The sequence below is a fragment of the Pseudomonas allokribbensis genome (assembly GCF_014863605.1).
In the GTDB taxonomy this organism is placed as follows: Bacteria; Pseudomonadota; Gammaproteobacteria; order Pseudomonadales; family Pseudomonadaceae; genus Aquipseudomonas; species Aquipseudomonas allokribbensis.
The window spans coordinates 5,717,739-5,741,021 of sequence record NZ_CP062252.1 but is presented as its reverse complement, the minus strand read 5'-3'; the positions used below and the strand labels follow the sequence as shown (position 1 = coordinate 5,741,021).

Below are 23,283 nucleotides of genomic sequence, written 5' to 3'. Positions count from 1 at the left end.
CGGCGCCCGATCCAATTAGCTGGCGACGATATTGACCAGTTTCCCGGGCACTACGATCACTTTGCGAATAGTCAGGCCGTCGACGAAGCGCAGTACGTTTTCGTTGGCACGGGCGGCGGCTTCGACTTCCTCACGGGTTGCGGCGGCCGGCATTTCGATCTGGCCGCGCAGCTTGCCGTTGACCTGGATGACCAGCGTCAGGCTGTCCTGCACCAGTGCGCTTTCGTCCAGCACCGGCCAGCCGGCGTCGATTACCGGTTCGGCGTGGCCCAGTCGGTTCCACAGCTCATGGCTGATGTGCGGCGTGATTGGCGCCAGCAGCAGCGTCACGGCTTCCAGGCCTTCCTGAACCAGTGCGCGATCCTGTTCGGTGGCCTGGGCGGCTTTTTCCAGCACGTTCATCAGCGTCATCACCTGAGCGATGGCGGTGTTGAATTTGTGGTTCTGGCCGACGTCATGGCTGGCCTGCTTGATCGCCTGGTGGATCGAGCGGCGGATGACTTTCTGTTCGTCATTCAGGCCGGTCACGTCCAGTTTGCCCGGCAGGCCCTGAGTCACGTGAGCCTGAGCCAGACGCCAGACGCGCTTGAGGAAACGGTGCGAGCCTTCCACGCCGGAGTCGGACCACTCAGCGCTCATGTCAGGTGGCGAAGCGAACATCATGAACAGACGGCAGGTGTCTGCGCCGAACTGATCGATCATCGACTGTGGGTCGACGCCGTTGTTCTTCGACTTGGCCATTTTCTCGGTGCCGCCGATTTCCACCGGCAGGCCGTCCGCGATCAGCTTGGCGCTGATGACCTTGGCCTTGCTGTCGCGCTCGAGTTCCACGTCCGCCGGGTTGAACCAGGTGTAGGCACCGTTGGCTTCACGACGATAGTAAGTCTCGGCGACCACCATGCCCTGGGTCAGCAGGTTCTTGAACGGCTCGTTGGAGCTCACCAGGCCTTCGTCGCGCATCAGCTTGTGGAAGAAGCGCGCGTAGAGCAGGTGAAGAATGGCGTGTTCGATACCGCCAATGTACTGATCCACCGGCAACCAGTGGTCGGCTGCGGATTTTTCCACCAGGCCGCCTTCGAAGTGCGGCGAGGCGTAACGGGCGTAGTACCAGGATGATTCGACGAAGGTGTCCATGGTGTCGGTTTCACGCTTGGCAGGCTGGCCGCATTTCGGGCAGGTGCACTCGTAGAACTCGGGCATGCGCGCCAGCGGCGAACCGGCGCCGTCCGGCACCACGTCTTCCGGCAGTACGACCGGCAACTGGTCTTCCGGCACCGGCACGTCACCGCAGGCATCGCAGTGGATGATCGGGATCGGGCAGCCCCAGTAGCGCTGGCGGCTGATGCCCCAGTCGCGCAGGCGGAACTGGGTGCGCGAGGCGCCCAGCTCTTTCTTGATCAGGGCGACTTCCATGGCGTCGAACGCGCCGGCGAAGTCCAGGCCGTCGAACTCGCCGGAGTTGATCAGCGTGCCGTGCTCGCCATAGGCGTCCTGCCACGGAGCCGGGTTGGTTTCACCGGAACTGGTGCGAACCACGGATTTGACCGGCAGGTTGTACTTGTGGGCGAACTCGAAATCGCGCTCGTCGTGAGCCGGCACAGCCATGACCGCGCCGTCGCCGTAGTGCATCAGCACGTAGTTGGCGACCCAGACCGGCAGTTTTTCACCGGTCAGCGGGTGCTCGACGAACAGGCCGGTCGGCAGGCCTTTCTTCTCTTGAGTGGCGACGTCGGCTTCGGCGACGCTGCCGCCCTTGCATTCAGCGATGAACGCTTGCAGCTCAGGGTTGTTCTTCGCGGCAAGGGCCGCCAGGTGGTGCTCGGCAGCCACGGCAACATAGGTTGCGCCCATCAGGGTGTCCGGACGGGTGGTGAAGACTTTCAGGGTGCCGCTTTCGCCGATCGAGTCGACGTTGTACGGGAACTGCACTTCCATCCCGCGGGACTTGCCGATCCAGTTGCGCTGCATGGTCTTGACCTGTTCCGGCCAGCCGGTCAGTTCGTCGAGACTCTCCAGCAGCTCATCCGCGTAGGCGGTGATCTTGAAGTAGTACATCGGGATTTCGCGCTTTTCGATCAGCGCGCCGGAACGCCAGCCGCGACCGTCGATCACCTGTTCGTTGGCCAGAACGGTCTGGTCGATCGGGTCCCAGTTCACGGTGCCGTTCTTGCGGTAGATCACGCCTTTTTCGAACAGGCGAGTGAACAGCCACTGCTCCCAACGGTAGTAATCAGGCTTGCAGGTGGTGACTTCGCGCGACCAGTCCACCGCCAGGCCCAGGCTGCGCAGCTGGGATTTCATGTAGGCGATGTTTTCGTAGGTCCACTTGGCCGGGGCCACGTTGTTCTTCATCGCGGCGTTTTCTGCCGGCATGCCGAAGGCGTCCCAACCCATCGGTTGCAGAACGTTCTTGCCGAGCATGCGCTGATAGCGGGAGATCACGTCGCCGATGGTGTAGTTGCGCACGTGCCCCATGTGTAGCTTGCCGCTGGGGTAAGGGAACATCGACAGGCAGTAGTAAGTCTCCTTGCCTGGCTGTTCACTGACTTCAAAGGACTTTTGCTCGTCCCAGAACGACTGGGCGGCGGCTTCGATTTCACGGGGCTGATATTGTTCGTGCATGGCTACTTTTGTACTGGATAGGGGTGGCCTAATCCTCTTCAATGCGACATCCGGAGCGGGCCGGACGGGCTGGAAGTGGAGTTACAGGAAGCGCCGTAGCATACATGACCGCGCTTGGCCTAGGGAAACCCTGATTGCAGCCGTTTGACCGGGCAAAATCGCGGCGAGGGCCGTTGGTCGCGGCGTGCAGCCGGTTTGTGCAGCGAAGCTAAGCTCTAACTGGGGAGTGAGTCTTATCTTCAATGAGGTGAGGGATGGTGGAGTCACAGCAAAAAAACGTTACCAAACCCGAGTTGTACGAGCGGTTGATCGATCGCCTGGGGACGGCCCTGGACGCTGCAAAAACCGCTGTCCGGCTGCGCGACGAGCGCCCCCTGGAGCTGGAATTGCGTGGCTTGAGCCCCGCCGAGTTCGAACTGGTCAAGGCCTATCTGGATCGCAGTGAGCGTGAAACCCACGGATATCTGTCACAGGCAGTGAAGCAACTCGATGCACCCCGTTCGGCCAAAGTCATCTGGCTCAAGGACAAGGCGCCCGGCAGAGACACCGTCAAGGTTCGGACTCTGCAGGCCAAGTAAACGCATGGCAGGTCAAAAAGCGGATCTTTTTCAGCGGATCCGACCCTACTGGTTGTCGCGCTGTACTAACCCACTTAGGCTTCGGGCATCTCTGGAGATGCTCGATGCCTTTTCGTTATTTCATTAAACAACTTCTATTGCCGCCCGGCCTTCTCTTGCTGCTGTTGCTCGTCGCCTGGTGGCTGCGTCGCTCGCGGCCGCGACTGGCCGGGCTGTGCTTTGCCTTGGGTTTTGGCGGTTTCCTGCTGATGAGTCTGCCGGTGGTCGTGCAATGGGGGGCCAAGGCCCTGGAGCGCGAGCCGCCGCTGGCCCGGGAAGACTGGACAAGCCTTGCACAACGCGCCGATGCCATCGTGGTGCTGGGCTCCGGTCGCGAGCGCGGTGATCTGGCCTGGGGCGAGGATCAGCCGACCGGTATCGGGCTCGAACGGCAGCGTTATGCGGCGCGGTTGGCCAAGACATCAGGGTTGCCGATTCTGACCAGTGGTGGCCTGCATTACGGTACGCCGCCGAGCGAAGCCAGACTGATGGCCGATTCGCTTCGCGATGATTTCGGTGTGACGGTGCGTTGGCAGGAGGGGGAGAGCCGCACCACGTGGGAGAACGCCGCCTTCAGCGCCAAGATGCTGTTGCCGGAGGGCGTCAAGCGTGTCGTGCTGGTGACCCAGGCCTGGCACATGCCGCGTGCGGTATGGAGTTATCAACAGGCCGGATTCGAAGTGGTGCCGGCGCCGGTCGGTTTCCTCGGCACTGACAATGCCCGGCCGTTTGGCGGCTGGATGCCGGAGTTCAAGTCGATCTGGCAAAGCGGGCAGTTGTTGAACGAGGCGGTGGGGCAGATCGGTTATTCGTTGTTCTACCGAGGGGAAGACAGCGCCGATTGATCACTCCCGCGCAGAGCGCGGGAGTGAGCGGGTTTTCAGAGGGTCTTGGATATCCGGTTGGTCATCAGCGCCCAGCCAAACAGCACCACGCACAGGATGATCAGCGGCCACGAGCGCCATTGCAGGTAAGGCGTCAGGTTGTGCATCGGCACCACTTCGCCGTAGAGCACGCCTTGCTCGAACTGCGGAATGCGCTCGGTGATCTGCCCGAACGGGTTGATCAGGCCGGTCACGCCGTTGTTGGTCGCACGAATCATCCAGCGCCCGGCTTCAAGGGCGCGCATTTGCGCCATCTGCAAGTGTTGCAGCGGGCCGATCGAGGTGCCGAACCAGGTGTCGTTGCTGATGGTCAGCAGCAGGTCGCTGCGTGCCGCCAGACTGGCGGCGAATTCCGGGTACACCACTTCGTAGCAGATGAACGGTGCAATCTGATAACCCTTGGCCTGCAACAGCGCCTGATCGGCAGGGCCACGGGCGAAATCGGACATCGGCAGGTCGAAGAACGCGATCAGCCCGCGCAGGATGTCCTGCAGCGGTACGTATTCGCCGAACGGCACCAGTTTTTGTTTCAGATAGGTGCCGTCGCCTTCGCCGACCACGGTGATGCCGTTGAAGAAGCGCTTCTCGTGACGCACTGTCTGGCGGATCGGCACACCGGTGATCAGCGCCGATTTACGCTCGGCGGCGAAGTTGCCCATCATGTTCAGGTAGCCCTCGGCGGACTCCTTGAGTACCGGTACGGCGGTTTCCGGCCAGATCAGCAGGTCCACGGGTTTCGAACGGAAGCTCAGGTCGCGGTACAGCGCCAGTTGTGCGTTGAGCTCGGCCGGGTCCCATTTCATGCTTTGCGCGACGTTGCCCTGAATCGCAGCAACACTCAGTGGTGCGCCAGCCGGGCTGGTCCAGGCATGGCCCTTCAGCGCGATGCCGGCCACCCACGGCCCGACCAGCAATACCAGGCCCGCGACGATAAAGCCTTTGCGGCCGGTCTGCAGCAGGCGCGGTGCGTTGTAGATCAGTGCAGCGGTCAGCGCCAAAACGAACGACACCAGCCACATGCCGCCCACTGGCGCGAGCCCGGCCAGCGGGCCGTCGAGCTGGCTGTAACCGGAGTACAACCACGGGAAACCGGTAAGGAACCAGCCACGGAACGCTTCCTGGCCAACCCACAGCGCAGCGAAGGCCAGGGCATCGGCCAGCGGCGCCTCGTTGCGACGCAACCAGCGCGCCCAGAGCCAGGCGGGCAGGGCGAAGAACCAGGCAATGGCCGCGGTGAAAATCAGCATCAGGAACCCGGCCAGCAGCACCGAAGCACCGCCAAAGTGGTGGATGCTGTAATAGATCCAGCTGGTGCCGGCGCCGAACAGGCCGAAACCGAAGCACCAGCCGCGACCCAGCGCCTGGCGCGGGCTCAGCTCGCGCAGGCCGGCATAGAACAGGCCGACCGCCAGCAAGGCCAGCGGCCAGAGATCGAACGGTGCCAGAGCGAAGGTGGTGATTGCACCGGCCGCCACGGCCAGCAGGTTACCGGGCCAGCCGGGGCGGGTTGTCCAGCGCATTTCAGTCCTTAAATTTACCGGGCGATTGGCGTGAGTCGCAGCAAATGAATCCGACGGCTGTCGGCGTTCAGGATGCGGAAACGATAGGCGCCGATTTCAGTGATTTCGTTGCGTTTTGGCAAGTGCCCGAACGCGCTCATCACCAGCCCGCCGACGGTGTCGAACTCGTCGTCGGAGAATTCGCTGTCGAAGAACTCGTTGAAGTTCTCGATCGGCGTCAGGGCCTTGATCAGGAAATCACCGCTGGGCAGCGGCTTGATGTAGCTGTCTTCTTCGACGTCGTGCTCGTCTTCGATGTCGCCGACGATCTGCTCAAGCACGTCTTCGATGGTCACCAGACCCGCCACACCGCCGTATTCGTCGATCACGATGGCCATGTGGTTGTGATTGGCGCGGAATTCACGCAGCAACACGTTCAGACGCTTGGACTCCGGCACGAACGTGGCCGGGCGCAGCAGATCCTTGATGTTGAAGCTGTCGCCGTTCTCCTTGAGGATCAGCGGCAGCAGATCCTTGGCCAGCAGCACGCCCATCACATCGTCATGGCTTTCGCCGATGACCGGGTAGCGCGAGTGAGCCGAGTCGACCACGGCGGGAAGGAATTCGCGGGGTGTTTGGGTCGCCTTGATGCTGATCATCTGCGAGCGCGGCACCATGATGTCGCGTACTTGCAGGTCAGCCACCTGAATGGCGCCTTCGACGATGGCCAGCGCTTCGCTGTCCAGCAGTTTGTTCTGATGTGCATCGCGCAGCAGCTCCAGCAGCTCCTGGCGGTTCTTCGGCTCGTGGGCAAAAGCCTGGGTCAGTTTACCCAGCCAGGACTTCTGCCCGTTGCTCGATCGATCTTCGCTCATAGCGATTACTCTGAATCCTTTGTTGTAACGATAGGGGATGTTTCGGTTTCGTCGTCCGCGTACGGATCGGGATAACCCAGTTCGGCAAGCAACTCGCGTTCCAGTGCTTCCATTTCCTCGGCTTCCTCGTCATCTATATGGTCGTAACCAAGCAGATGCAAGCAGCCGTGAATGACCAGATGTGCCCAGTGGGCGTTGAGTGCCTTGCCCTGTTCGGCGGCTTCACGCTCAACCACGGCCACGCAGATCACCAGATCGCCCAGCAATGGAATGTCGAGAAACTCGTCGGGCACTTCGGCGGGAAAGGACAGGACGTTGGTCGCGTAATCCTTGTGGCGCCAGGTGTGATTCAGTTCGCGGCCTTCTTCTTCGTCGACCAGACGAATGGTCATTTCCGAATCGGCGGTGCGCTGGCGCAGGGCCAGTTCGCACCATTGGCGGAATTCGGCTTCGGTCGGCGCAGACGCTTCGGTCGCGATTTGCAGGTCAAGCTCAAGCATCGTGGCGATTGTCCTTCGGTGTTTCATCGGCCACGCGATTTTCGAAGCGCTCGTAGGCTTCGACAATGCGTTGCACCAGCGGATGGCGCACGACGTCTTTGGGCATGAAGTGAGTGAAGCTGATACCCGGCACGTCTTTCAGGACTTCGATGACATGATGCAGTCCGGATTTGGTGCCGCGCGGCAGGTCGACCTGGGTGATGTCACCGGTGATCACCGCCGTGGAGCCGAAACCGATCCGGGTCAGGAACATCTTCATCTGCTCGACCGTGGTGTTCTGGCTCTCATCGAGAATGATGAAGCTGTTGTTCAGCGTGCGACCGCGCATGTAGGCCAGCGGTGCGACTTCGATCACCTGACGCTCGATCAGCTTGGCCACGTATTCAAAGCCGAGCATCTCGTAGAGCGCGTCGTAGAGTGGGCGCAGGTACGGGTCGATCTTCTGCGACAGGTCGCCGGGCAGGAAACCGAGTTTTTCACCCGCTTCGACCGCCGGACGCACCAGCAGGATGCGGCGGATCTGCTCGCGTTCCAGGGCATCCACGGCGCAGGCCACGGCCAGGTAGGTCTTGCCGGTACCGGCCGGGCCGATGCCGAAGTTGATGTCGTTGCCGAGGATTTCCTTCACATAGCGCAGCTGATTCAAGCCGCGAGGGCGAATCATGCCTTTCTTGGTGCGCAGGGCGACGGAGGCTTCGGCGGGGGCGTGGTTGTCCAGCTCGACGACGGACGATTCCTGGAGGAACAGGTGAACCGTATCCGGCGACAGCTCTGAACCCTTGGTTTCCCGGTACAGGCGGCGAATCAGGTTTTCCGCAGAAGTGGTGAGCTTGGGTTCGCCGATCAGCTCGAACTGATTGCCGCGGTTGCGGATCTCGATGGCCAGGCGCTGTTCGATCAGGCGCAGGTGCTCGTCGAACTGCCCGCACAGATTGGCGAAGCGGCGAGCCTCAAAAGGCTCGAGGATAAAACGATGAGGTTCTATGGGTGCGTTCAAGGTCGTATTTAGCCGCCCTGGGGCAATTAGGATGAAATCAAGGATAACGCCAGTGGCCTGGGTGCGAAAGCTCTTAAAAAGCCTGGCACCGATTCAGCCGTCTGGCGGGGTCTCCTAGCGGTGTTACTGGATCAGCGAGCCGCGCAGCGAGTGCGGTTGTGCCGCATCGATGTGCACGTCGGCGAACTGGCCGATCAGGGTCGGATTATCGCAGCGGAAGTTGACGATACGATTATTCTCGGTGCGCCCTTGCAGCTCGCCCGGGTCTTTCTTCGAGTAGTCGGTCACCAGAATCCGCTGGATCGAACCGACCATTTGTCGGCTGATCTCGAAACCTTGCTGGTTCAAACGGTGCTGCAAGGCATTCAGGCGTTCTTTCTTCAGCTCTTCCGGGGTGTCGTCGGCCAGGTCGGCAGCCGGGGTGCCCGGGCGCTGGCTGTAGACGAAGGAGTAGGAAAAGTCGAAACCGACGTCGGCAATCAGCTTCATGGTCTGTTCGAAATCTTTCTCGGTTTCCCCCGGGAAGCCGACGATGAAGTCCGAGCTGATGCAGATGCCCGGTACGGCAGCGCGCAGTTTGCGCAGCTTGGACTTGTACTCCAGCGCTGTGTGGTTGCGCTTCATCGCCGCCAGGATCCGGTCCGAACCGGACTGCACCGGCAAGTGCAGATGCTTGACCAGTTCCGGCACGTCGGCGTGGGCCTGGATCAGGCTGTCGGAGAATTCCAGCGGGTGCGAGGTGGTGTAGCGGATGCGGTCGATGCCATCGACAGCGGCGACAACACGGATCAGTTCCGCCAGGTCCGCCAGGCGACCGTCGTGGGTCAGACCGCGATAGCCGTTGACGTTCTGCCCCAGCAGGGTCACTTCACGCACGCCGTTTTCGGCCAGGTGAATGATTTCGGCGATCACGTCGTCGAATGGCCGGCTGACTTCTTCGCCGCGGGTGTAAGGCACTACGCAGAACGTGCAGTACTTGCTGCAGCCTTCCATCACCGACACGTAGGCGCTCGGGCCGTCGATACGCGGCTCGGGCAGGTGGTCGAACTTTTCGATTTCCGGGAACGAGACGTCCACTTGCGGCAGCTTGCTGATGCGCGCGGCGTCGATCATTTCCGGCAGACGGTGCAGGGTCTGCGGGCCGAAGACCACGTCGACGTACGGGGCGCGATCACGGATCGCCGCGCCTTCCTGGCTGGCCACGCAACCGCCGACGGCGATCACCATGTCCGGGTTGGCCAGTTTCAGTTCGCGCCAGCGACCGAGCTGGGAGTACACCCGGTCCTGGGCGCGTTCGCGGATCGAGCAGGTGTTGAGCAGAATCACGTCGGCGTCTTCCGCCCGCGCCGTGACTTCCAGGGCCTGGTGTTCGCCCAGCAGATCGACCATGCGCGAGCTGTCGTACTCGTTCATCTGGCAACCGTGGGTTTCGATGTAAAGCTTCTTGGCCATGGAATAGGGTCGTCACGTGGTTCAAAGAACCGCGCATTATAGGGAACATGTCCCCAGGTTCCTACCGTTGCGCGTCCGGCGGCTATGCTATAGTTCGCGCCCTCATTTTTACCCCGATGTGTTGTCCGCCCGCCATGACCAAACGCGAAGCTCCAATCTACAAGGTGATATTCCTCAACCAGGGCCAGGTGTTCGAAATGTACGCCAAGCAGATCTATCAAAGTGATCTGTGGGGCTTCCTGGAAGTGGAAGAGTTCGTCTTTGGCGAGCGCACCCAGGTGGTCGTCGATCCGAGCGAAGAGAAGCTCAAGGCGCAATTCGAAGGCGTGGTGCGCAGCTTTGTGCCGATGCATTCGATCGTGCGCATCGACGAAGTGGAACGTCTCGGTACGCCGAAAATCAGCGAAGCTCGCGGTGCGGTCGGCAATGTGATGCCGTTTCCGGTGCCGATGCCCGAGAAGTAAGCGGGGCGGGAGAAGGGACTACGGAAGCGGCGAGAACGGCGTACGGCCGTCAGCGCTCTGCAGTTCCATCAGGTATTTACGGAAAATTTGCCCGAGCACCTGGGTGGCGGTTTCCAGGTCTTCGCGGGGCATTTTCTCGGCGACTTCGTCGGCGGTGTCCAGGGCATCTTCTGCGCCGTTGACCGCGGCCATCTTCAGCACGATGTACGCCTGAATGTTGTTGGCCTGCACGCCTTCACCGTGGAAGAACATGGTGCCGAGCTTGAATTGCGCCTGGGCGTGGCCTTGCAGCGAGGCCTTTTCGAAATAGCTCAGGGCTTGATTGAGGTCGCGCGGCGCATTCTTGCCGTCGTAGTAGAACTCACCCAACTCGTATTGCGCTTGCGCATCCCCCTCATCCGATGCCTTTTGGCAGGCGGCGAGGGCCTGCGTGACATCTTGCGGCTGAGTATTGAGGGTGCAACGACCCATCGCCGGGATCAACAACGAGTTGCCGCCTGCTTGTGCATGTGCGAGCAGTGGCTGAAGGAGCAACAGGCAGCCCAAGGCAAGGGTGCGGCCGGTGCGGTTCATGAGAATCGACTTACCTCTGAAGGGCGCGCGGACCCATCGAGGGATCCAATAAGCGCGCATTATGAAATAAGCAGGGCCAACCTTACAAAGTCTTTACTCGATTTTCTGCTGTGTGGGGAATATATCACCCGGTTTGCGGGATATTTTTGGCAGAAGCGTCGGAGAAAGCGCGGGGATGTAGGTGAAAGCTGACGCTGGCAATGGCCAACGTCAGCGATCAAGCCATTACTTCAGTTTGGCGAACGCGCGCTCGGCAGCGTCGAGGGTCAGTTTCAGCTCGGCTTCGCCGTGGGCGATCGAGGTGAAACCGGCTTCGAACGCGCTCGGTGCCAGGTACACGCCACCTTCCAGCATCAGGTGGAAGAATCGACCGAACAGCGCTGCATCGCTGGCCATCACGTCTTCGAAAGTAACAATGTCGTCAGCGCCGCTGAAGTACAGACCGAACATGCCGCCAGCCTGAGTGGTCACGAACGGAATGCCCGCCGCGTCAGCGCGCTGTTGCAGGCCGTCGAGCAGGCGAGTGGTGTAATCGGTCAGTTCGGCGTGGAAGCCTGGACGGCTGATCAGGCGCAGGGTGGTCAGACCGGCGGCCATCGCCAGCGGGTTACCCGACAAGGTGCCCGCCTGATAGACCGGGCCCAGCGGCGCGATGCGCTCCATGATCGAACGCTTGCCGCCGAAGCAGCCGACCGGCATGCCGCCACCGATGATCTTGCCGAAGGTGGTCAGGTCCGGGGTCACGCCGTAGTAAGCCTGGGCACCGCCGAGGGCCACGCGGAAACCGGTCATCACTTCGTCGAAAATCAGCACCACGCCGTGCTTGTCGCACAGGCTGCGCAGGCCTTCGAGAAAACCCGGTGCCGGCGGCACGCAGTTCATGTTGCCGGCAACCGGCTCGACGATGATGCAGGCGACGTCCTGGCCGACTTCGGCGAGCATTTTTTCAACGGCGTCGATGTCGTTGAACGGCAGGGTCAGGGTGTGTTTGGCGAACGCGGCCGGTACGCCGGCCGAGCTTGGCACGCCCTGGGTCAGTGCGCCGGAACCGGCCTTGACCAGCAGGCTGTCGGAGTGACCGTGGTAGCAGCCTTCGAACTTGATGATGCTGTCGCGGCCGGTGAAGCCACGGGCCAGACGGATCGCGCTCATGGTCGCTTCGGTGCCGGAGCTGACCATGCGCACCATCTCCATCGACGGCACCAGCGAGCAGACCAGGTCGGCCATCTCGGTTTCCATCGCGGTCGGCGCGCCGTAGGACAGGCCGTGTTGCAGTTGGTTACGCACGGCGTCCAGCACGTCCGGGTGGCTGTGGCCGAGGATCATCGGGCCCCAGGAGCCGACGTAATCCACATAACGCTTGTCGTCTTCGTCGGTGACGTAGGCGCCTTCGGCGTGCTTGAAGAACAGCGGCGTGCCGCCGACGCTCTTGAACGCGCGAACCGGCGAGTTCACGCCACCGGGAATGTGTTTCTGAGCGTTGGCAAACAGGGTTTCGGAACGAGACATGATCGGGCTCTCAAAAATCAGGATTTGAACAATTCGTTGAATGCACGGGCGCGGCGGGTCACTTCGGCTGTGCTGTCAGCGCCGAACAGGCCATGGACCACGGCCAGCAGATCGACACCGTGGGCCACCAACGGCGCGGCGTTGTCGAGGGTGATGCCGCCAATCGCGCAGATCGGCAGGTGCAGCGTCTGGCGGGCCTGATCGAGCAGATCGAGGCTGCAGGTCGGCGCACCGGGTTTGGTGTTGGAGTTGAAGAAGCGGCCGAAGGCGACGTAACTCGCGCCTTCTTTGGCGGCCTGTTCGGCCAGTTCAAGCTGCGCGTGGCAGGTCGAACCGATGATTGCCTTGGAGCCGAGCAGGGCGCGGGTCGGTGACAACGGACCGTCGGTCTGGCCCAGGTGCACGCCGACGTTCAGGCGTGCGGCCAGTTCGGCGTCATCGTTGATGATCAACTGGGTCTTGTAGCGTTCGCACAGATCGCGCAGGGCTTCGGCCTCACGCAAGCGGCGGGCTTCGTCGCTGCTCTTGTCGCGGTATTGCAGGAGGGTGACGCCGCCTTCCAGCGCCGCCTCCACGTACGGCAGGAACTTGCCGGCCAGCAACGGACCGTCGGTAATGGCGTACAGGCCACGTAGTTTCATCAGGCAGACCTCACGACGTTACGAGCAGAAATCCAGCGGCAGACGACGCGGCACGAACTGGCCTTTGCCCAGTTGTTCGGCATCGCGCAGGGTGCGCCAAGTGTAATCCAGCGCGGTACGCACGGCGCTGGCAAGGTTTTCGCCCAGTGCCAGTCGACCGGCGAGGGTACTGGCCAGTGTGCAGCCGGAGCCGTGGTAGCTGCCGGGTAGGCGCTGGCACTTGAAGGTTTCGCGCAGGCCGTCGCGGCTGTACAGGCGATTGTGGATTTCGGTTTCGTCGCCGTGACCGCCGGTGATCAGCAGGTTCTTGATGAACGGCAGGAGTTTTTCAGCGCACTCGTCCGCGGTGCCTTCTGGCAGTTCGGCGAGGATCCGGGCTTCGGGAAGGTTGGGAGTGGCGATGATCGACAGCGGCAGCAGGCGTTCGCGCATGGCGTAGCCGACTTCGTCCTTGCCCAGGCGTCCGCCGCCGCCGGCGCGCAGCACCGGGTCGCAGACCACTGGCAAGTGCGGGTGCGCCTGAAGCAGTTCGACAACGGTGTCGACCATTTCCAGGGAACCGAGCATGCCCAGTTTCACTGCCGCGACTTCGGAATCGTTGAGCACGGCATTGGCCTGGGCCAGTACCCACTCACGGTCGAGGACGCGAAAGTCAGTGACGTTGACGGTGTCTTGCACGGTCAGGGCGGTGACGGCCGGAGCCGCATGGCAACCCTGAGCGAGCAGGGCTTCGATATCTGCCTGCAAGCCGGCGCCACCACTGGGGTCGTGGCCGGAGAGACAGAGGACAACGGGGCGGGAGCTGTAGATATTCATGGTGCGCGAGCTTACCACCAAACCTGTTTTTCGGGTGTTGTGGCACAGCGTTCGGCCGATAACCTCGGTATCCGGATCCACACGGGTTCTCACAATCTGACCGAGTCAACAGCTCTAGCTCGGTGTTTTGCTCTGAAACGCCCGTTCTAGAGCCTTTGTCGGAAAAATTTCCATGGTGCTCAATGGCCATCAACGGCTATGCTAGAGTGGATCCAAACCAATAACAGGTAATACCGGTTTTACGTCATCTCAAAGGGAATGGGGGGCTTCCTGACACAACCGGACAAGCCACGCTGGGGCTTCAATGCGCTATTTGTTGATGTTGCTGTTCTGTTTGCCCCTCCTGGCAAACGCCGTCGAATTCGACGAGTTCACCCAGAGCCTCCCGCTGGGTCGATCCCTGCAAGTGTTCGAAGACCCGAGCGGTCAGGCGAGCATTGCCGACGTCCGCGCGCAAGCCGCTGCCGGACAATTCAAGGCCCACGATAAAGCCACGCTCAATGCCGGTTACTCGCGTTCGGCGTTCTGGCTGAAAATCGACCTGCATTACCGCCCGAGCAATCCGGCGGCGCAGCGTACCTGGCTGCTGGAACTGGCCTACCCGCCGCTCGATCATCTCGACCTCTATCTGCCCGATGCCGCCGGTGACTATCGTCTGGTGCGCCAGACCGGGGACGCGCTGCCGTTTGCCAGTCGCGAGATCCGGCAGAACAACTACCTGTTCAACCTTACGTTCCGGCCGGACCAGCAACAGACCGTCTATTTGCGACTGTCCAGCGAAGGCTCGATCCAGGCGCCGGTGACGTTGTGGTCGAGCACCGCGTACCTCGAAGATCAACCGGTGCGCCTGTACGTGCTGGGTCTGATTTATGGCGTGCTGCTGGGGATGCTGGTCTACAACCTGTTCATCTACCTCAGTGTGCGCGACACCAGTTACCTCTATTACATCTTCTATATCGGCTCGTTCGGCCTGTATCAGCTGTCGGTCAATGGCGCGGCGGTCGAGTATTTCTGGCCGGACAACCCCTGGTGGGCCAACGCTGCGACGCCGTTCTTCATCGGTTGCGCGGGGCTGTTCGGCAGCCAGTTCGCCCGCAGTTTCCTGCAGACCAAGAACCACAGCCGCTGGCTCGACCGTTTGTTGATCGCCCTGATTGCCTTCGGCGCACTGGTGATCGGTCTGTCGCTGATGACCAGTTATGCCCTGGCCCTGCGTCTGGCGACGACCCTGGCGCTGACCTTTACCGTGGTGATCTTCGCCGCCGGGATCCTCGCCTGGTGGCGCGGCCTGCGAGTGGCGCGCTACTTCATCATCGCCTGGTCGGCGTTTCTGCTCGGCGGGATCGTCAACACGATGATGGTCCTGGGTTTGCTGCCGAACGTGTTCCTGACCATGTACGCCAGCCAGATCGGCTCGGCCATCGAGGTGGCGCTGCTGTCGCTGGCGCTGGCCGACCGCATCAACGCAATGCGCGAACAACAGGCGCAAACCCTGTTCGACGCCGGCCAGAAGCTGGAAGTGCTCAACCAGCAACTGGCCCACAGCAACAAGCTCAAGGACGAGTTCCTCGCGACCCTGACCCACGAACTGCGCACGCCGATGAACGGTGTGATCGGTTCACTCGAGTTGATGCAGACCGTCGAACTGGACCCGGAGCTGGAGCAATACCAGCAGACCGCCGCCGGTTCGGCGCGGGACATGATGCGCATGGTCAACGGCATCCTGACCTTGACCGAATTGCAGGCCGGCAAGCTCAAGGCGACGCCGGGCAGTTTCAGCCTGCGCGCCGTGGTCGAGGCGTTGCGTGTGCAGTTCGATGGCAACGCCTCGAGCAAGTCGCTGGACTTCAAGGTCGACGTGCTGCCGACTCTGCCGGATCGTCTGCAGGGCGACAGCGCCAAACTCGCGCAATGCCTGGAATGCCTGTTGGACAACGCGATCAAGTTCACCCGCGTCGGCGGCCTCGCACTACGGGTTACCGGCAAACCGTCGACGGACAATCGTCTGGCGCTGTCCTTTGCGGTGATCGACACCGGCATCGGCTTCACCGATCTGGGCGAGGCGACGATGTATCAGCGATTCTTCCAGCTCGACGGCTCGATGACCCGCGAATACGGCGGCCTGGGCGTCGGTCTGGCGATCTGCCGACAACTGGTGGAACTGCTCGGCGGCAAGCTCACGCACCGTTCCGAGCCGGGGCGCGGCAGTCGCTTTCAGCTGGATGTCGAGTTTGAGTTGCCGGCGGTTGAAGCGGCGCCGACGCTCGTTCGCGATACCGTGCGCGCACCGCAGGACTGCACCGTGTTGCTGGTGGACGACAACAGCGTCAATCAACTGGTGATGCGCGGCATGCTGCTCAAGCTTGGTTTCCGCGTGCGCACTGCCGACCACGGTGCGGCGGCGCTCGATTGTTTGCAGCGAGAGTCGTTCGATGCGGTGCTGATCGATTGCCAGTTGCCACCGCTTGATGGCGCATCGTTGTGCTGCCAGATCCACGACTTGCCGGGCTGCGCCAACCTGCCGGTGTTCGTGATCGCGCTGGGGGCGGATCGAGAGCATTGCGCATCCGCCGGCTCTATCGATTACCTGAGCAAACCGGTGAAATTCGAAGACTTGCAGGTTGCGATGCAACGGCGCGTGTTGAGTTGTTGATAGGGTGAAAGCGCCGGCATTTAGGCCGGTATGACACTTTGATCGGTTCGGGGGCGGTGCTTAACTGAAGCTCTGGCCGATCAAGGAGCCCCGTCATGAACCTGCATCAGTTCGCCGAAACCCACGAAGTCACCAACCAGCCACCGTCGCTGGACGGCATCAACCTGTACCGCATCGACCTGCCGTTGCAGGAGTGGTCGCGGCGGTTCGGCGCCGGCTGGGCCGAGTCGCGGATCGATGCCTACGGCGCGTTGGCCGGCGGGCCGCTGATGGAGGCCGGGTTCCTCGCCAACCAGAACAAACCGGTGTTCGCCAGCCATGACCGCTACGGTCATCGCATCGATCTGGTGGAATTTCACCCGGCGTATCACGAGCTGATGCGCACCGCCATCGAACATGGCCTGACGTCGTTGCCTTGGGCTCATCCACAGGACGGCGCCCATGTTGCCCGCGCCTCCATGAGCTATCTGCACAGTCAGGCCGAGGCCGGCAGCGGTTGCCCGTTGACCATGACTTTCGCCAGTGTTCCCGCGCTGCGTTTGCAGCCGGATCTGGCCGAACAGTGGCTGCCGAAAATCCTCGCCACCGAATACGATCCGCGCAATGTCGGCATGGCCCACAAGGCCGGCGTCACCATCGGCATGGCAATGACCGAGAAACAGGGCGGCACCGACGTGCGCGCCAACACCACCAAGGCTTATCCGGTCGGCGCCAGCGGCCCGGGTCAGGCTTATGAACTAGTGGGGCACAAGTGGTTCTGTTCTGCACCAATGTGCGATGCATTCCTCACGCTGGCACAGACCGACAAGGGCCTGACCTGCTTCCTGCTGCCGCGCCATCGTCCGGACGACACGCGCAATCAGTTCTACATCCAGCGTCTGAAAAACAAACTCGGCAACCAGTCCAACGCCTCCAGCGAAGTGGAGTTCCGTGGCGCGCTGGCGTGGATGGTCGGTGAAGAAGGGCGCGGGGTGCCGACCATTATCGAGATGGTGGCGATGACCCGTTTCGACTGCATGGTCGGCTCCAGTTCGCTGATGCGTCAGGCCCTGACCCAGGCCAGTCATCACTGCGCCCATCGCAAGGTCGGCGGCAAATTGCTCAGCGAACAACCGCTGATGCAGAACGTGCTGGCCGATCTGGCGCTGGAAAGCGAAGCCGCGCTGGCCCTGAGCTTGCGCATGGGCAAGGCGCTGGATCATCTGAATGATCGCCACGAAGCGCAGTTCGCCCGACTGGTGACGGCGGTGGGCAAATACTGGATCTGCAAACGCGCGCCGGCCATGATCAATGAAGCCGCCGAGTGCATGGGCGGCGCCGGGTATGTCGAAGACAGCATTCTGCCGCGCCTGTACCGCGAAGCGCCGGTGAACTCGACATGGGAAGGTTCCGGCAACGTGCAATGCCTTGATGTGTTGCGTGCACTGTCGAAGGAGCCGGGCGTGCTGGATGTGCTGTTCAACGAGCTGGGCGACGGCCATGGCGACAAGCGGCTGGCCGCGCATATCCAGCAATTGCAGGCGTCGTTCAAGGACACCGGCGACATTCAGTACCGTGCGCGGCAATTGACCGAAGACATTGCCCTGGGGCTGCAAGCGAAGCTGTTGCTGGAGGCCGGGAATTCGGCGGTCAGCGATGCGTTTATCGCCAGTCGTCTGAGCGGTGGCGGGCGGGTCTACGGTGCCTTGCCCCGTGGGCTGGATGTCGAGTCCATCGTCGCCCGCTCGACACCGCAAGGTTTCTGAAGGGAGATTGCGACAAAGCCATTACGCCACTGTTTCCGTGACGCCACGATGCAGGCAAGATGAAGCTCTGCAAGTCAGAACACAGGAAGCTGATCGTGACCGAAGCGTTTATTGTCGTTCAAACCGCCGAACAAGCCGTGGATCGCCTGGCCGAGCTGCATGAGCGGGCCACCACGGCGCTGAACTCGGCGCTCAAGCGTTATCTCAAGGATCGCGTCGAGCCCGACGCCGAGCAACGTGCCCTGTTCCGTTATCCCGAACTGCGTCTGACCTACCACTGCCAGGGCGAAGTCCCGCAAACCACCCGCGCTTACGCCAAGGTGCAGTTGCCGGGCACCTACAGCGTGACCGTCACCCACCCGGCGGCGTTTCGCAAATACCTGCTGGAACAGCTGGTGCCGCTGATGCACGACTTCACGGTGACCGTGGAAGTCGGGGTCAGCGCACAGAACATTCCGTACCCGTACGTGGTCGAGCAGGGCGATGAACTGGCCGGCTCCGGCGTCACCGCCGCCGTGCTGGCGCGGGTGTTCCCGAGTACCGACCTGTCTGCTGCCACCGACGGTATCGCCGACGGTCTCTACGACTGGGAAAACACCGATCCGCTGCCGCTGGCACTGTTCGATGCGGCGCGCGTCGACTTCTCGCTGCGTCGCCTGGTGCACTACACCGGCAGCGACTGGCGCCATGTGCAGCCTTGGATCCTGCTGACCAACTACCACCGCTATGTCGACCAGTTCATCCTTCATGGCCTGGAGCAATTGCGCCGCGACCCGCGTTTCGTGCGCATGGTGTTGCCGGGCAACGTGATCATCGAAAAGGGCATGGACCACGGCGAAGCCTCGGCCATTGCGGCCGGTGTGGTCTGGCACCGCTACCAGATGCCGGCCTATCACCTGATCGCCAGCGATGGCCACGGCGTGACCCTGGTCAACATCGGCGTCGGCCCGTCCAACGCCAAGAACATCACCGACCACCTGGCGGTGCTGCGTCCGCATTGCTGGCTGATGATCGGTCACTGCGGCGGCCTGCGTCAGTCGCAGACCATCGGCGACTATGTGCTGGCCCACGCTTATATGCGTCGCGACGGGATTCTCGACCGGGTGGTGCCGCCGAACATTCCGATCCCGGCGCTGGCCGAGGTGCAATTGGCGTTACAACAAGCGGCTGCCAACATCACCGGCGAGAAGGGCGACGACCTGAAGAAACGCCTGCGCACCGGCACCGTGCTGACCTACGACGACCGTAACTGGGAATTGCGCTGGGCCCAGGAACGACCGCTGATCAACCTGTCCCGCGCCGTGGCCGTGGACATGGAAAGCGGCACCATCGCCGCTCAGGGTTATCGCCTGCGGGTGCCGTACGGCACGTTGCTGTGTGTTTCGGACAAACCGCTGCACAGTGAAATCAAGCTGCCGGGTTCGGCCAATGCGTTCTACGAGCGCGCGGTCAGCCAGCACTTGAAGATCGGCATCGAAGCGGTGGACCTGCTGCGCACCGAACTCAATTCGCTGCACTCGCGCAAACTGCGCAGCTTCGACGAGCCGCCGTTCCGCTAACGGTTAGTCGTGGTCATTTGGCGGTCGGGGCACTAGCATTGTCAGCCCTGATCGCTAAATGTCTTTCTCTCTTATGTCCCGTCCCCCACGTCCACCTTCCCGCCGCCCCGGCGCGAAGCCATCCTCTTCCGCCCCGCGCCGTGTCGCCAAGGCACCACCGGCCGAGCCGAAGCTGATCCTGTTCAACAAACCGTTCGATGTGCTGACGCAATTCAGCGACGGCGAAGGGCGGGCGACGCTCAAGGATTACATCGACGTTCCGGGCATCTACCCGGCCGGACGGCTGGACCGCGACAGCGAAGGTTTGCTGCTGCTGACCAACGACGGTCAGTTGCAGGCACGGATCGCCGATCCGAAGCACAAACTGGCGAAAACCTATTGGGTGCAGGTCGAAGGCGTGCCGACAGCCGAGCAGTTGCAGCGTCTGCGTGACGGCGTCGAACTGAATGACGGCATGACCTTGCCCGCTGAAGCGCGGCAACTGGAGGAGCCTGAGCTGTGGCCGCGCAATCCGCCGGTACGCTTTCGCGTGACCGTACCGACCACCTGGCTGGAACTGGTGATTCGCGAGGGACGCAACCGTCAGGTGCGGCGGATGACAGCGGCGGTCGGGCTGCCGACATTGCGACTGGTGCGGGTCAGGATTGGTGACTGGACGATCGAAGGGCTCGATCAGGGCCAGTGGAAAGAAGTGCCGGCGCGCTTATAAGGCGCCGGATTCGATCAGGCCGATCACCACGCTCTTGATGATGAACGCGGCCACGCCCAGGCCCAGTACGAAGAACAGAATGAACGAACCGAAGCGCCCGGCCTTGGACTTCTTCGCCAGATCCCAGACGATGAAACCCATGAAAATGATCAGGATGCTGACCAGACCGGTCATCATCCACTCTTCAAATACTGCTGGATCCATCGGGCATCTCCGGCGCTGTGCGGCTGAAAGGGCGGCCGGGAGTATACGCCAGCGGCGAACGACGCAGCATTGACCTGCGTCGGTGTGCCGCAGTCATTCGTCGATTTCAGCTACGCAAGTGAGTCAGCGGCAGTTCGGTGCTGTTGAGCACCTGATTGAGCACAAAGCTCGAGCGCACGCTGGTCACGCCTTCGATGCGGGTCAGGTGCCCCAGCAGCAGCTTCTGATAGTGATCCATGTCCGGCACCACCACTTTCAGCTGATAGTCGGCGTCCACCCCGGTGACCAGGCTGCATTCCAGCACTTGCGGCAAGGTGCGGATCGCCGCTTCGAAGTTCTCGAAACGCTCCGGCGTGTGCCGGTCCATGCCGATCAGCACGTAGGCGGTCAGGCTCAGGCCGAGCATCTTGCGATCGAGCAGGGCCACCTGACGCGAAATGTAGCCGTCGTCCTCCAGTTGCTTGACCCGGCGCGAGCACGGGGAGGGCGACAGACCGATGCGCTCGGCCAGTTCCTGGTTGGAGATGCGGGCGTCGCGCTGCAATTCCGCCAAAATGCTGAGGTCGTAACGGTCGAGTTTGCTCATCAATCGGTCCTTTGTTCTAACTATTGCGGCGGATTATCTATCCAGGGTTAAAAATTGCGCAAGTGATGTTTATTTGAGCAATCTTCGCAATCATCTGTCGCAGCCTCCGGCCTATTCTTATCACCAGAATCACTGCTCGGTAACACAGTCCACGCGGCCCGCCCTATCCGGCCTGCCGCGGCCGCCACCCCCACCGGGGTTGTGCCGGCCCCCGAGCTGCACACTGTCCAGAAGACGGCGTGAGGTGAGCCGACGTCAAAAGCGTCGAGCCAGGACGAAGTTCTCTAAAAGGGAGGCCGACGGGTCTCCCTTTTTTCTTGCCCGCAATTTGGCCTCGCTCGCTCAATAAATAAATGGCGTGACTGATAACCTGTAGCAGAACCCGGTGTGCCCATTCCCGGTCTTAGCTACAAACCCTCTTAATTACAGGGTCCAGCCCGCAGTGAGGAATTTCATGAAGTCGCGTATCTGGCGTCTGGCCAGTGTTGGTGTGCTGTGTGTGAGTGTCTGTGCGCAAGCGCTGGCCGATGAGCCGCAGAATCGCGGCCCTGAAAATGGCGGACGCGAGCGGGAACATCAGGAAAACAATCAGGGCCACGGCGGCAACAATCAGCCGCGCCCGCAGAACAACGAAATCATTCGCGGCGACAACAGCCGTCAGTTCGAGCACAACGGCCAGCAGCACAACAATGGGCAGTGGCAGAACCACGACCAGAACCGCCCAGCCTACAATCCCAATCCGGTTCGCCAACCGCCACCGCCGCCACAACTGCCGGCCAACAGCCTGCCGATCCAGCCACGCCCCGACACCGTGCGCCAGACTCAGGAACCGCGTCAGGGCTATTACCGCGATGAGCGTCCGCAGAATGGCTACCACCAGAACTGGCAGACCGGCAATCGTCCCAACGACAACCGCTGGCCGGGTCGTCCGGACGGACATGGCAATGGCTGGGGCCCCGGCCCGCAATACCGGCCGGGCCATGTGATCGACCGTTTCCCGGATCGTGATTTCCGCGTGCCATATCGTGGCCAGGATTACTTCTACTCCGGCGGCTACTGGTATCGCCCGCAAGGCCCGCGCTACATCGTGGTTCAGCCGCCACGCGGTATTCGTATCCAGTACCTGCCGGATTACGCGCGTGAAGTGTGGATCGGCGGTTCGCTGTTGTTCCTGGCGGCAGGCTCGTACTACGCCTACCAAGAAGCGACGCAGGATTACGTCGTGGTCGAGCCGCCGGTGCAGCAACCTCCGCAACCGGCCAGCAACGGCTATGACGTTGAAGCGTATCCCGCCAACGGCCAGTCGCCGGAGCAGGTCCAGCAGGACGGCTACCAGTGCTATCAATATGCGGTGCAGCAAAGCGGTTTCGATCCGCGCACCGCGACCTACCAGCCTGCACCCGAAGTGGTGCAGGCCTACCGCCAGGCCCAGGGCAATTGCCTGAGCAGCCGCGGTTATCAGGTCAACTACTGAGCCCGGGCGGCGTTCACCACTTCCTGCGGGTCGGCGTGCACCAGCACTTCGGCCCGTGGGTAGGCGGCATGAATCGCATCCGCCGCCTGATCGCTGATGCCATGGGCGACTGACAGCGTCAGATCCCCCGGCAATTCCAGGTGCAACTGCACGAACCAGTGATTGCCGGAAATTCGTGTGCGCAGATCATGCGCGCCCAAAACGCCTGGTACACCGCACGCCAGTTCGAGCATGTGCTGACTGACATCCACCGGCAGTTCTTCATCCATCAGCACCGAAAAACTTTCCCGGGCGATCTGGATCGCGCTCCACAGAATGTACGCCGCAATCCCCAGGCCGAACCACGCATCCAGTTGAGCGAAACCCAATCCGGCCAACACCAGCGCGATCAGAATGCTGCCGTTGAGCAACATGTCCGAACGGTAATGCAGCGAGTCCGCCCGCACCGCGTTGGAGCCGGTCTGCTTGATCACCCGATGCTGCAGCATCAACAACGCCGCCGTCAGCAACAGGGAAAACACGATCACGCCGATGCTCAGCCATGGCGCGCCGAGCGGCTCCGGATTGTTCAAACGCTCATAAGCCTGAAACGCGATCAACACCGCACTGCCGCCAATGAACAGCGCCTGCGCCATGCCCGCCAGGGACTCGGCCTTGCCGTGACCATAACGGTGATCGTCATCCGCCGGGCGCAGCGCGTAATGCACCGCCAGCAGGTTGAGCAGCGAGGTGACGCCATCGAGGGCCGAGTCGGTGAGGCCGGCGAGCATGCTCACCGAACCGCTCAGCCACCAGGCGATGGCTTTGGCGATGATCAGCGTACAGGCCACCGCCACCGAGGCGCGGGTCGCCAGCCTCAGCAGGCGGGCGTGTTCGGGGCTGGAGGTCATGGGTGCGTTGATTC

The 23,283-nt window shown here is 61.9% G+C and carries 21 protein-coding genes; 8 read left to right on the top strand and 13 right to left on the bottom strand.

From position 1 onward, the window contains the following. Window positions 1-15 precede the first annotated feature (15 nt). Window positions 16-2,622: a leucine--tRNA ligase gene (gene leuS, locus IF199_RS26365; protein ID WP_096820793.1), complete on the bottom strand. Its 2,607-nt coding sequence runs from the start codon at window positions 2,620-2,622 to the stop codon at window positions 16-18. Between the two features lie 254 nt (window positions 2,623-2,876). Here leuS and IF199_RS26360 point away from each other — a divergent pair, with 254 nt between their 5' ends. After that, complete coding sequence (locus IF199_RS26360; protein WP_096820794.1) at window positions 2,877-3,200, top strand: hypothetical protein; 324 nt, start codon at window positions 2,877-2,879, stop codon at window positions 3,198-3,200. Between the two features lie 104 nt (window positions 3,201-3,304). Next, window positions 3,305-4,084, top strand: coding sequence for a YdcF family protein (locus tag IF199_RS26355; RefSeq protein ID WP_192559072.1), 780 nt, complete (start codon window positions 3,305-3,307; stop codon window positions 4,082-4,084). Between the two features lie 35 nt (window positions 4,085-4,119). On the opposite strand, the gene lnt is transcribed toward IF199_RS26355, so the two are convergent. The 5 genes from lnt to miaB form a co-directional block, all read right to left on the bottom strand. Then, window positions 4,120-5,643 carry an apolipoprotein N-acyltransferase gene (lnt, locus tag IF199_RS26350; RefSeq protein WP_102620845.1) on the bottom strand — a complete coding sequence of 508 codons (1,524 nt, stop codon included), beginning with the start codon at window positions 5,641-5,643 and terminating at the stop codon, window positions 4,120-4,122. Window positions 5,644-5,657: 14 nt separating this feature from the next. Continuing rightward, the gene (locus IF199_RS26345; RefSeq protein ID WP_007909641.1) at window positions 5,658-6,497 is read right to left on the bottom strand and encodes an HlyC/CorC family transporter; all 840 of its coding nucleotides are present in this window, start codon (window positions 6,495-6,497) and stop codon (window positions 5,658-5,660) included. A gap of 5 nt (window positions 6,498-6,502) precedes the next feature. Next, window positions 6,503-6,997, bottom strand: a complete 495-nt coding sequence (gene ybeY, locus IF199_RS26340) for an rRNA maturation RNase YbeY (RefSeq protein WP_102620844.1) — start codon at window positions 6,995-6,997, stop codon at window positions 6,503-6,505. After that, window positions 6,990-7,994, bottom strand: coding sequence for a PhoH family protein (locus tag IF199_RS26335; RefSeq protein ID WP_192559071.1), 1,005 nt, complete (start codon window positions 7,992-7,994; stop codon window positions 6,990-6,992). Before IF199_RS26335 ends, ybeY begins: the two co-directional genes overlap by 8 nt. Before the next feature lie 123 nt (window positions 7,995-8,117). Continuing rightward, window positions 8,118-9,446 (bottom strand): tRNA (N6-isopentenyl adenosine(37)-C2)-methylthiotransferase MiaB, encoded by a 1,329-nt coding sequence (miaB, locus tag IF199_RS26330; protein WP_015096961.1) that lies wholly within the window; start codon window positions 9,444-9,446, stop codon window positions 8,118-8,120. Between the two features lie 134 nt (window positions 9,447-9,580). Between miaB and IF199_RS26325 the strand changes: the two genes are divergently transcribed. After that, a complete protein-coding gene (locus IF199_RS26325) occupies window positions 9,581-9,910 on the top strand; it encodes a DUF1820 family protein (protein ID WP_077045543.1) in 330 nt (109 codons plus the stop codon). 18 nt (window positions 9,911-9,928) lie between these two features. On the opposite strand, the gene IF199_RS26320 is transcribed toward IF199_RS26325, so the two are convergent. The 4 genes from IF199_RS26320 to IF199_RS26305 all read right to left on the bottom strand — a co-directional run bounded on the left by IF199_RS26320 (window position 9,929) and on the right by IF199_RS26305 (window position 13,449). Continuing rightward, entirely contained in the window at window positions 9,929-10,483 is a 555-nt protein-coding gene (locus IF199_RS26320; RefSeq protein ID WP_096820799.1) for a tetratricopeptide repeat protein, read from the bottom strand. 225 nt (window positions 10,484-10,708) lie between these two features. Further along, window positions 10,709-11,992: a glutamate-1-semialdehyde 2,1-aminomutase gene (gene hemL / locus IF199_RS26315; RefSeq protein WP_064599654.1), complete on the bottom strand. Its 1,284-nt coding sequence runs from the start codon at window positions 11,990-11,992 to the stop codon at window positions 10,709-10,711. A 17-nt stretch (window positions 11,993-12,009) separates the two neighbouring features. Further along, entirely contained in the window at window positions 12,010-12,633 is a 624-nt protein-coding gene (gene thiE, locus IF199_RS26310) for a thiamine phosphate synthase (protein ID WP_096820800.1), read from the bottom strand. 18 nt (window positions 12,634-12,651) lie between these two features. Continuing rightward, window positions 12,652-13,449, bottom strand: coding sequence for a hydroxymethylpyrimidine/phosphomethylpyrimidine kinase (locus tag IF199_RS26305; RefSeq protein ID WP_039771996.1), 798 nt, complete (start codon window positions 13,447-13,449; stop codon window positions 12,652-12,654). A 304-nt stretch (window positions 13,450-13,753) separates the two neighbouring features. Here IF199_RS26305 and IF199_RS26300 point away from each other — a divergent pair, with 304 nt between their 5' ends. The 4 genes from IF199_RS26300 (at window position 13,754) to IF199_RS26285 (ending at window position 20,115) form a co-directional block, all read left to right on the top strand. Further along, window positions 13,754-16,102: a hybrid sensor histidine kinase/response regulator gene (locus tag IF199_RS26300; protein WP_192559070.1), complete on the top strand. Its 2,349-nt coding sequence runs from the start codon at window positions 13,754-13,756 to the stop codon at window positions 16,100-16,102. A gap of 95 nt (window positions 16,103-16,197) precedes the next feature. Then, complete coding sequence (locus tag IF199_RS26295) at window positions 16,198-17,847, top strand: acyl-CoA dehydrogenase family protein (protein ID WP_192559069.1); 1,650 nt, start codon at window positions 16,198-16,200, stop codon at window positions 17,845-17,847. A gap of 59 nt (window positions 17,848-17,906) precedes the next feature. Then, the gene (gene amn / locus IF199_RS26290) at window positions 17,907-19,406 is read left to right on the top strand and encodes an AMP nucleosidase (RefSeq protein WP_192559068.1); all 1,500 of its coding nucleotides are present in this window, start codon (window positions 17,907-17,909) and stop codon (window positions 19,404-19,406) included. 73 nt (window positions 19,407-19,479) lie between these two features. After that, a complete protein-coding gene (locus IF199_RS26285) occupies window positions 19,480-20,115 on the top strand; it encodes a pseudouridine synthase (protein WP_244142413.1) in 636 nt (211 codons plus the stop codon). Here IF199_RS26285 and IF199_RS26280 read toward each other — a convergent pair. Then, the gene (locus tag IF199_RS26280; RefSeq protein ID WP_003228500.1) at window positions 20,110-20,319 is read right to left on the bottom strand and encodes a DUF2788 domain-containing protein; all 210 of its coding nucleotides are present in this window, start codon (window positions 20,317-20,319) and stop codon (window positions 20,110-20,112) included. The two genes, IF199_RS26285 and IF199_RS26280, sit on opposite strands and share 6 nt — an antisense overlap. 106 nt (window positions 20,320-20,425) lie before the next feature. After that, window positions 20,426-20,905, bottom strand: a complete 480-nt coding sequence (locus IF199_RS26275) for an Lrp/AsnC family transcriptional regulator (RefSeq protein ID WP_007909658.1) — start codon at window positions 20,903-20,905, stop codon at window positions 20,426-20,428. 454 nt (window positions 20,906-21,359) lie between these two features. On the opposite strand from IF199_RS26275, the gene IF199_RS26270 reads away from it, so the two are divergent. Then, window positions 21,360-22,379 (top strand): DUF6515 family protein, encoded by a 1,020-nt coding sequence (locus IF199_RS26270; RefSeq protein ID WP_192559067.1) that lies wholly within the window; start codon window positions 21,360-21,362, stop codon window positions 22,377-22,379. On the opposite strand, the gene IF199_RS26265 is transcribed toward IF199_RS26270, so the two are convergent. Beyond that, window positions 22,373-23,269 (bottom strand): cation diffusion facilitator family transporter, encoded by an 897-nt coding sequence (locus tag IF199_RS26265; RefSeq protein ID WP_192559066.1) that lies wholly within the window; start codon window positions 23,267-23,269, stop codon window positions 22,373-22,375. The genes IF199_RS26270 and IF199_RS26265 overlap by 7 nt on opposite strands. Window positions 23,270-23,283 lie beyond the last annotated feature (14 nt).

Excerpts from the sequence above, each read along its gene's own strand:
- leuS (WP_096820793.1), bottom strand. The coding sequence starts at position 2,622 with ATGCACGAACAATATCAGCCCCGTGAAATCGAAGCCGCCGCCCAGTCG.
- IF199_RS26360 (WP_096820794.1), top strand. The coding sequence starts at position 2,877 with ATGGTGGAGTCACAGCAAAAAAACGTTACCAAACCCGAGTTGTACGAG.
- IF199_RS26355 (WP_192559072.1), top strand. The coding sequence starts at position 3,305 with ATGCCTTTTCGTTATTTCATTAAACAACTTCTATTGCCGCCCGGCCTT.
- lnt (WP_102620845.1), bottom strand. The coding sequence starts at position 5,643 with ATGCGCTGGACAACCCGCCCCGGCTGGCCCGGTAACCTGCTGGCCGTG.
- IF199_RS26345 (WP_007909641.1), bottom strand. The coding sequence starts at position 6,497 with ATGAGCGAAGATCGATCGAGCAACGGGCAGAAGTCCTGGCTGGGTAAA.
- ybeY (WP_102620844.1), bottom strand. The coding sequence starts at position 6,997 with ATGCTTGAGCTTGACCTGCAAATCGCGACCGAAGCGTCTGCGCCGACC.
- miaB (WP_015096961.1), bottom strand. The coding sequence starts at position 9,446 with ATGGCCAAGAAGCTTTACATCGAAACCCACGGTTGCCAGATGAACGAG.
- IF199_RS26325 (WP_077045543.1), top strand. The coding sequence starts at position 9,581 with ATGACCAAACGCGAAGCTCCAATCTACAAGGTGATATTCCTCAACCAG.
- IF199_RS26320 (WP_096820799.1), bottom strand. The coding sequence starts at position 10,483 with ATGAACCGCACCGGCCGCACCCTTGCCTTGGGCTGCCTGTTGCTCCTT.
- hemL (WP_064599654.1), bottom strand. The coding sequence starts at position 11,992 with ATGTCTCGTTCCGAAACCCTGTTTGCCAACGCTCAGAAACACATTCCC.
- thiE (WP_096820800.1), bottom strand. The coding sequence starts at position 12,633 with ATGAAACTACGTGGCCTGTACGCCATTACCGACGGTCCGTTGCTGGCC.
- IF199_RS26305 (WP_039771996.1), bottom strand. The coding sequence starts at position 13,449 with ATGAATATCTACAGCTCCCGCCCCGTTGTCCTCTGTCTCTCCGGCCAC.
- IF199_RS26300 (WP_192559070.1), top strand. The coding sequence starts at position 13,754 with ATGCGCTATTTGTTGATGTTGCTGTTCTGTTTGCCCCTCCTGGCAAAC.
- IF199_RS26295 (WP_192559069.1), top strand. The coding sequence starts at position 16,198 with ATGAACCTGCATCAGTTCGCCGAAACCCACGAAGTCACCAACCAGCCA.
- amn (WP_192559068.1), top strand. The coding sequence starts at position 17,907 with ATGAAGCTCTGCAAGTCAGAACACAGGAAGCTGATCGTGACCGAAGCG.
- IF199_RS26285 (WP_244142413.1), top strand. The coding sequence starts at position 19,480 with ATGTCCCGTCCCCCACGTCCACCTTCCCGCCGCCCCGGCGCGAAGCCA.
- IF199_RS26280 (WP_003228500.1), bottom strand. The coding sequence starts at position 20,319 with ATGGATCCAGCAGTATTTGAAGAGTGGATGATGACCGGTCTGGTCAGC.
- IF199_RS26275 (WP_007909658.1), bottom strand. The coding sequence starts at position 20,905 with ATGAGCAAACTCGACCGTTACGACCTCAGCATTTTGGCGGAATTGCAG.
- IF199_RS26270 (WP_192559067.1), top strand. The coding sequence starts at position 21,360 with ATGAAGTCGCGTATCTGGCGTCTGGCCAGTGTTGGTGTGCTGTGTGTG.
- IF199_RS26265 (WP_192559066.1), bottom strand. The coding sequence starts at position 23,269 with ATGACCTCCAGCCCCGAACACGCCCGCCTGCTGAGGCTGGCGACCCGC.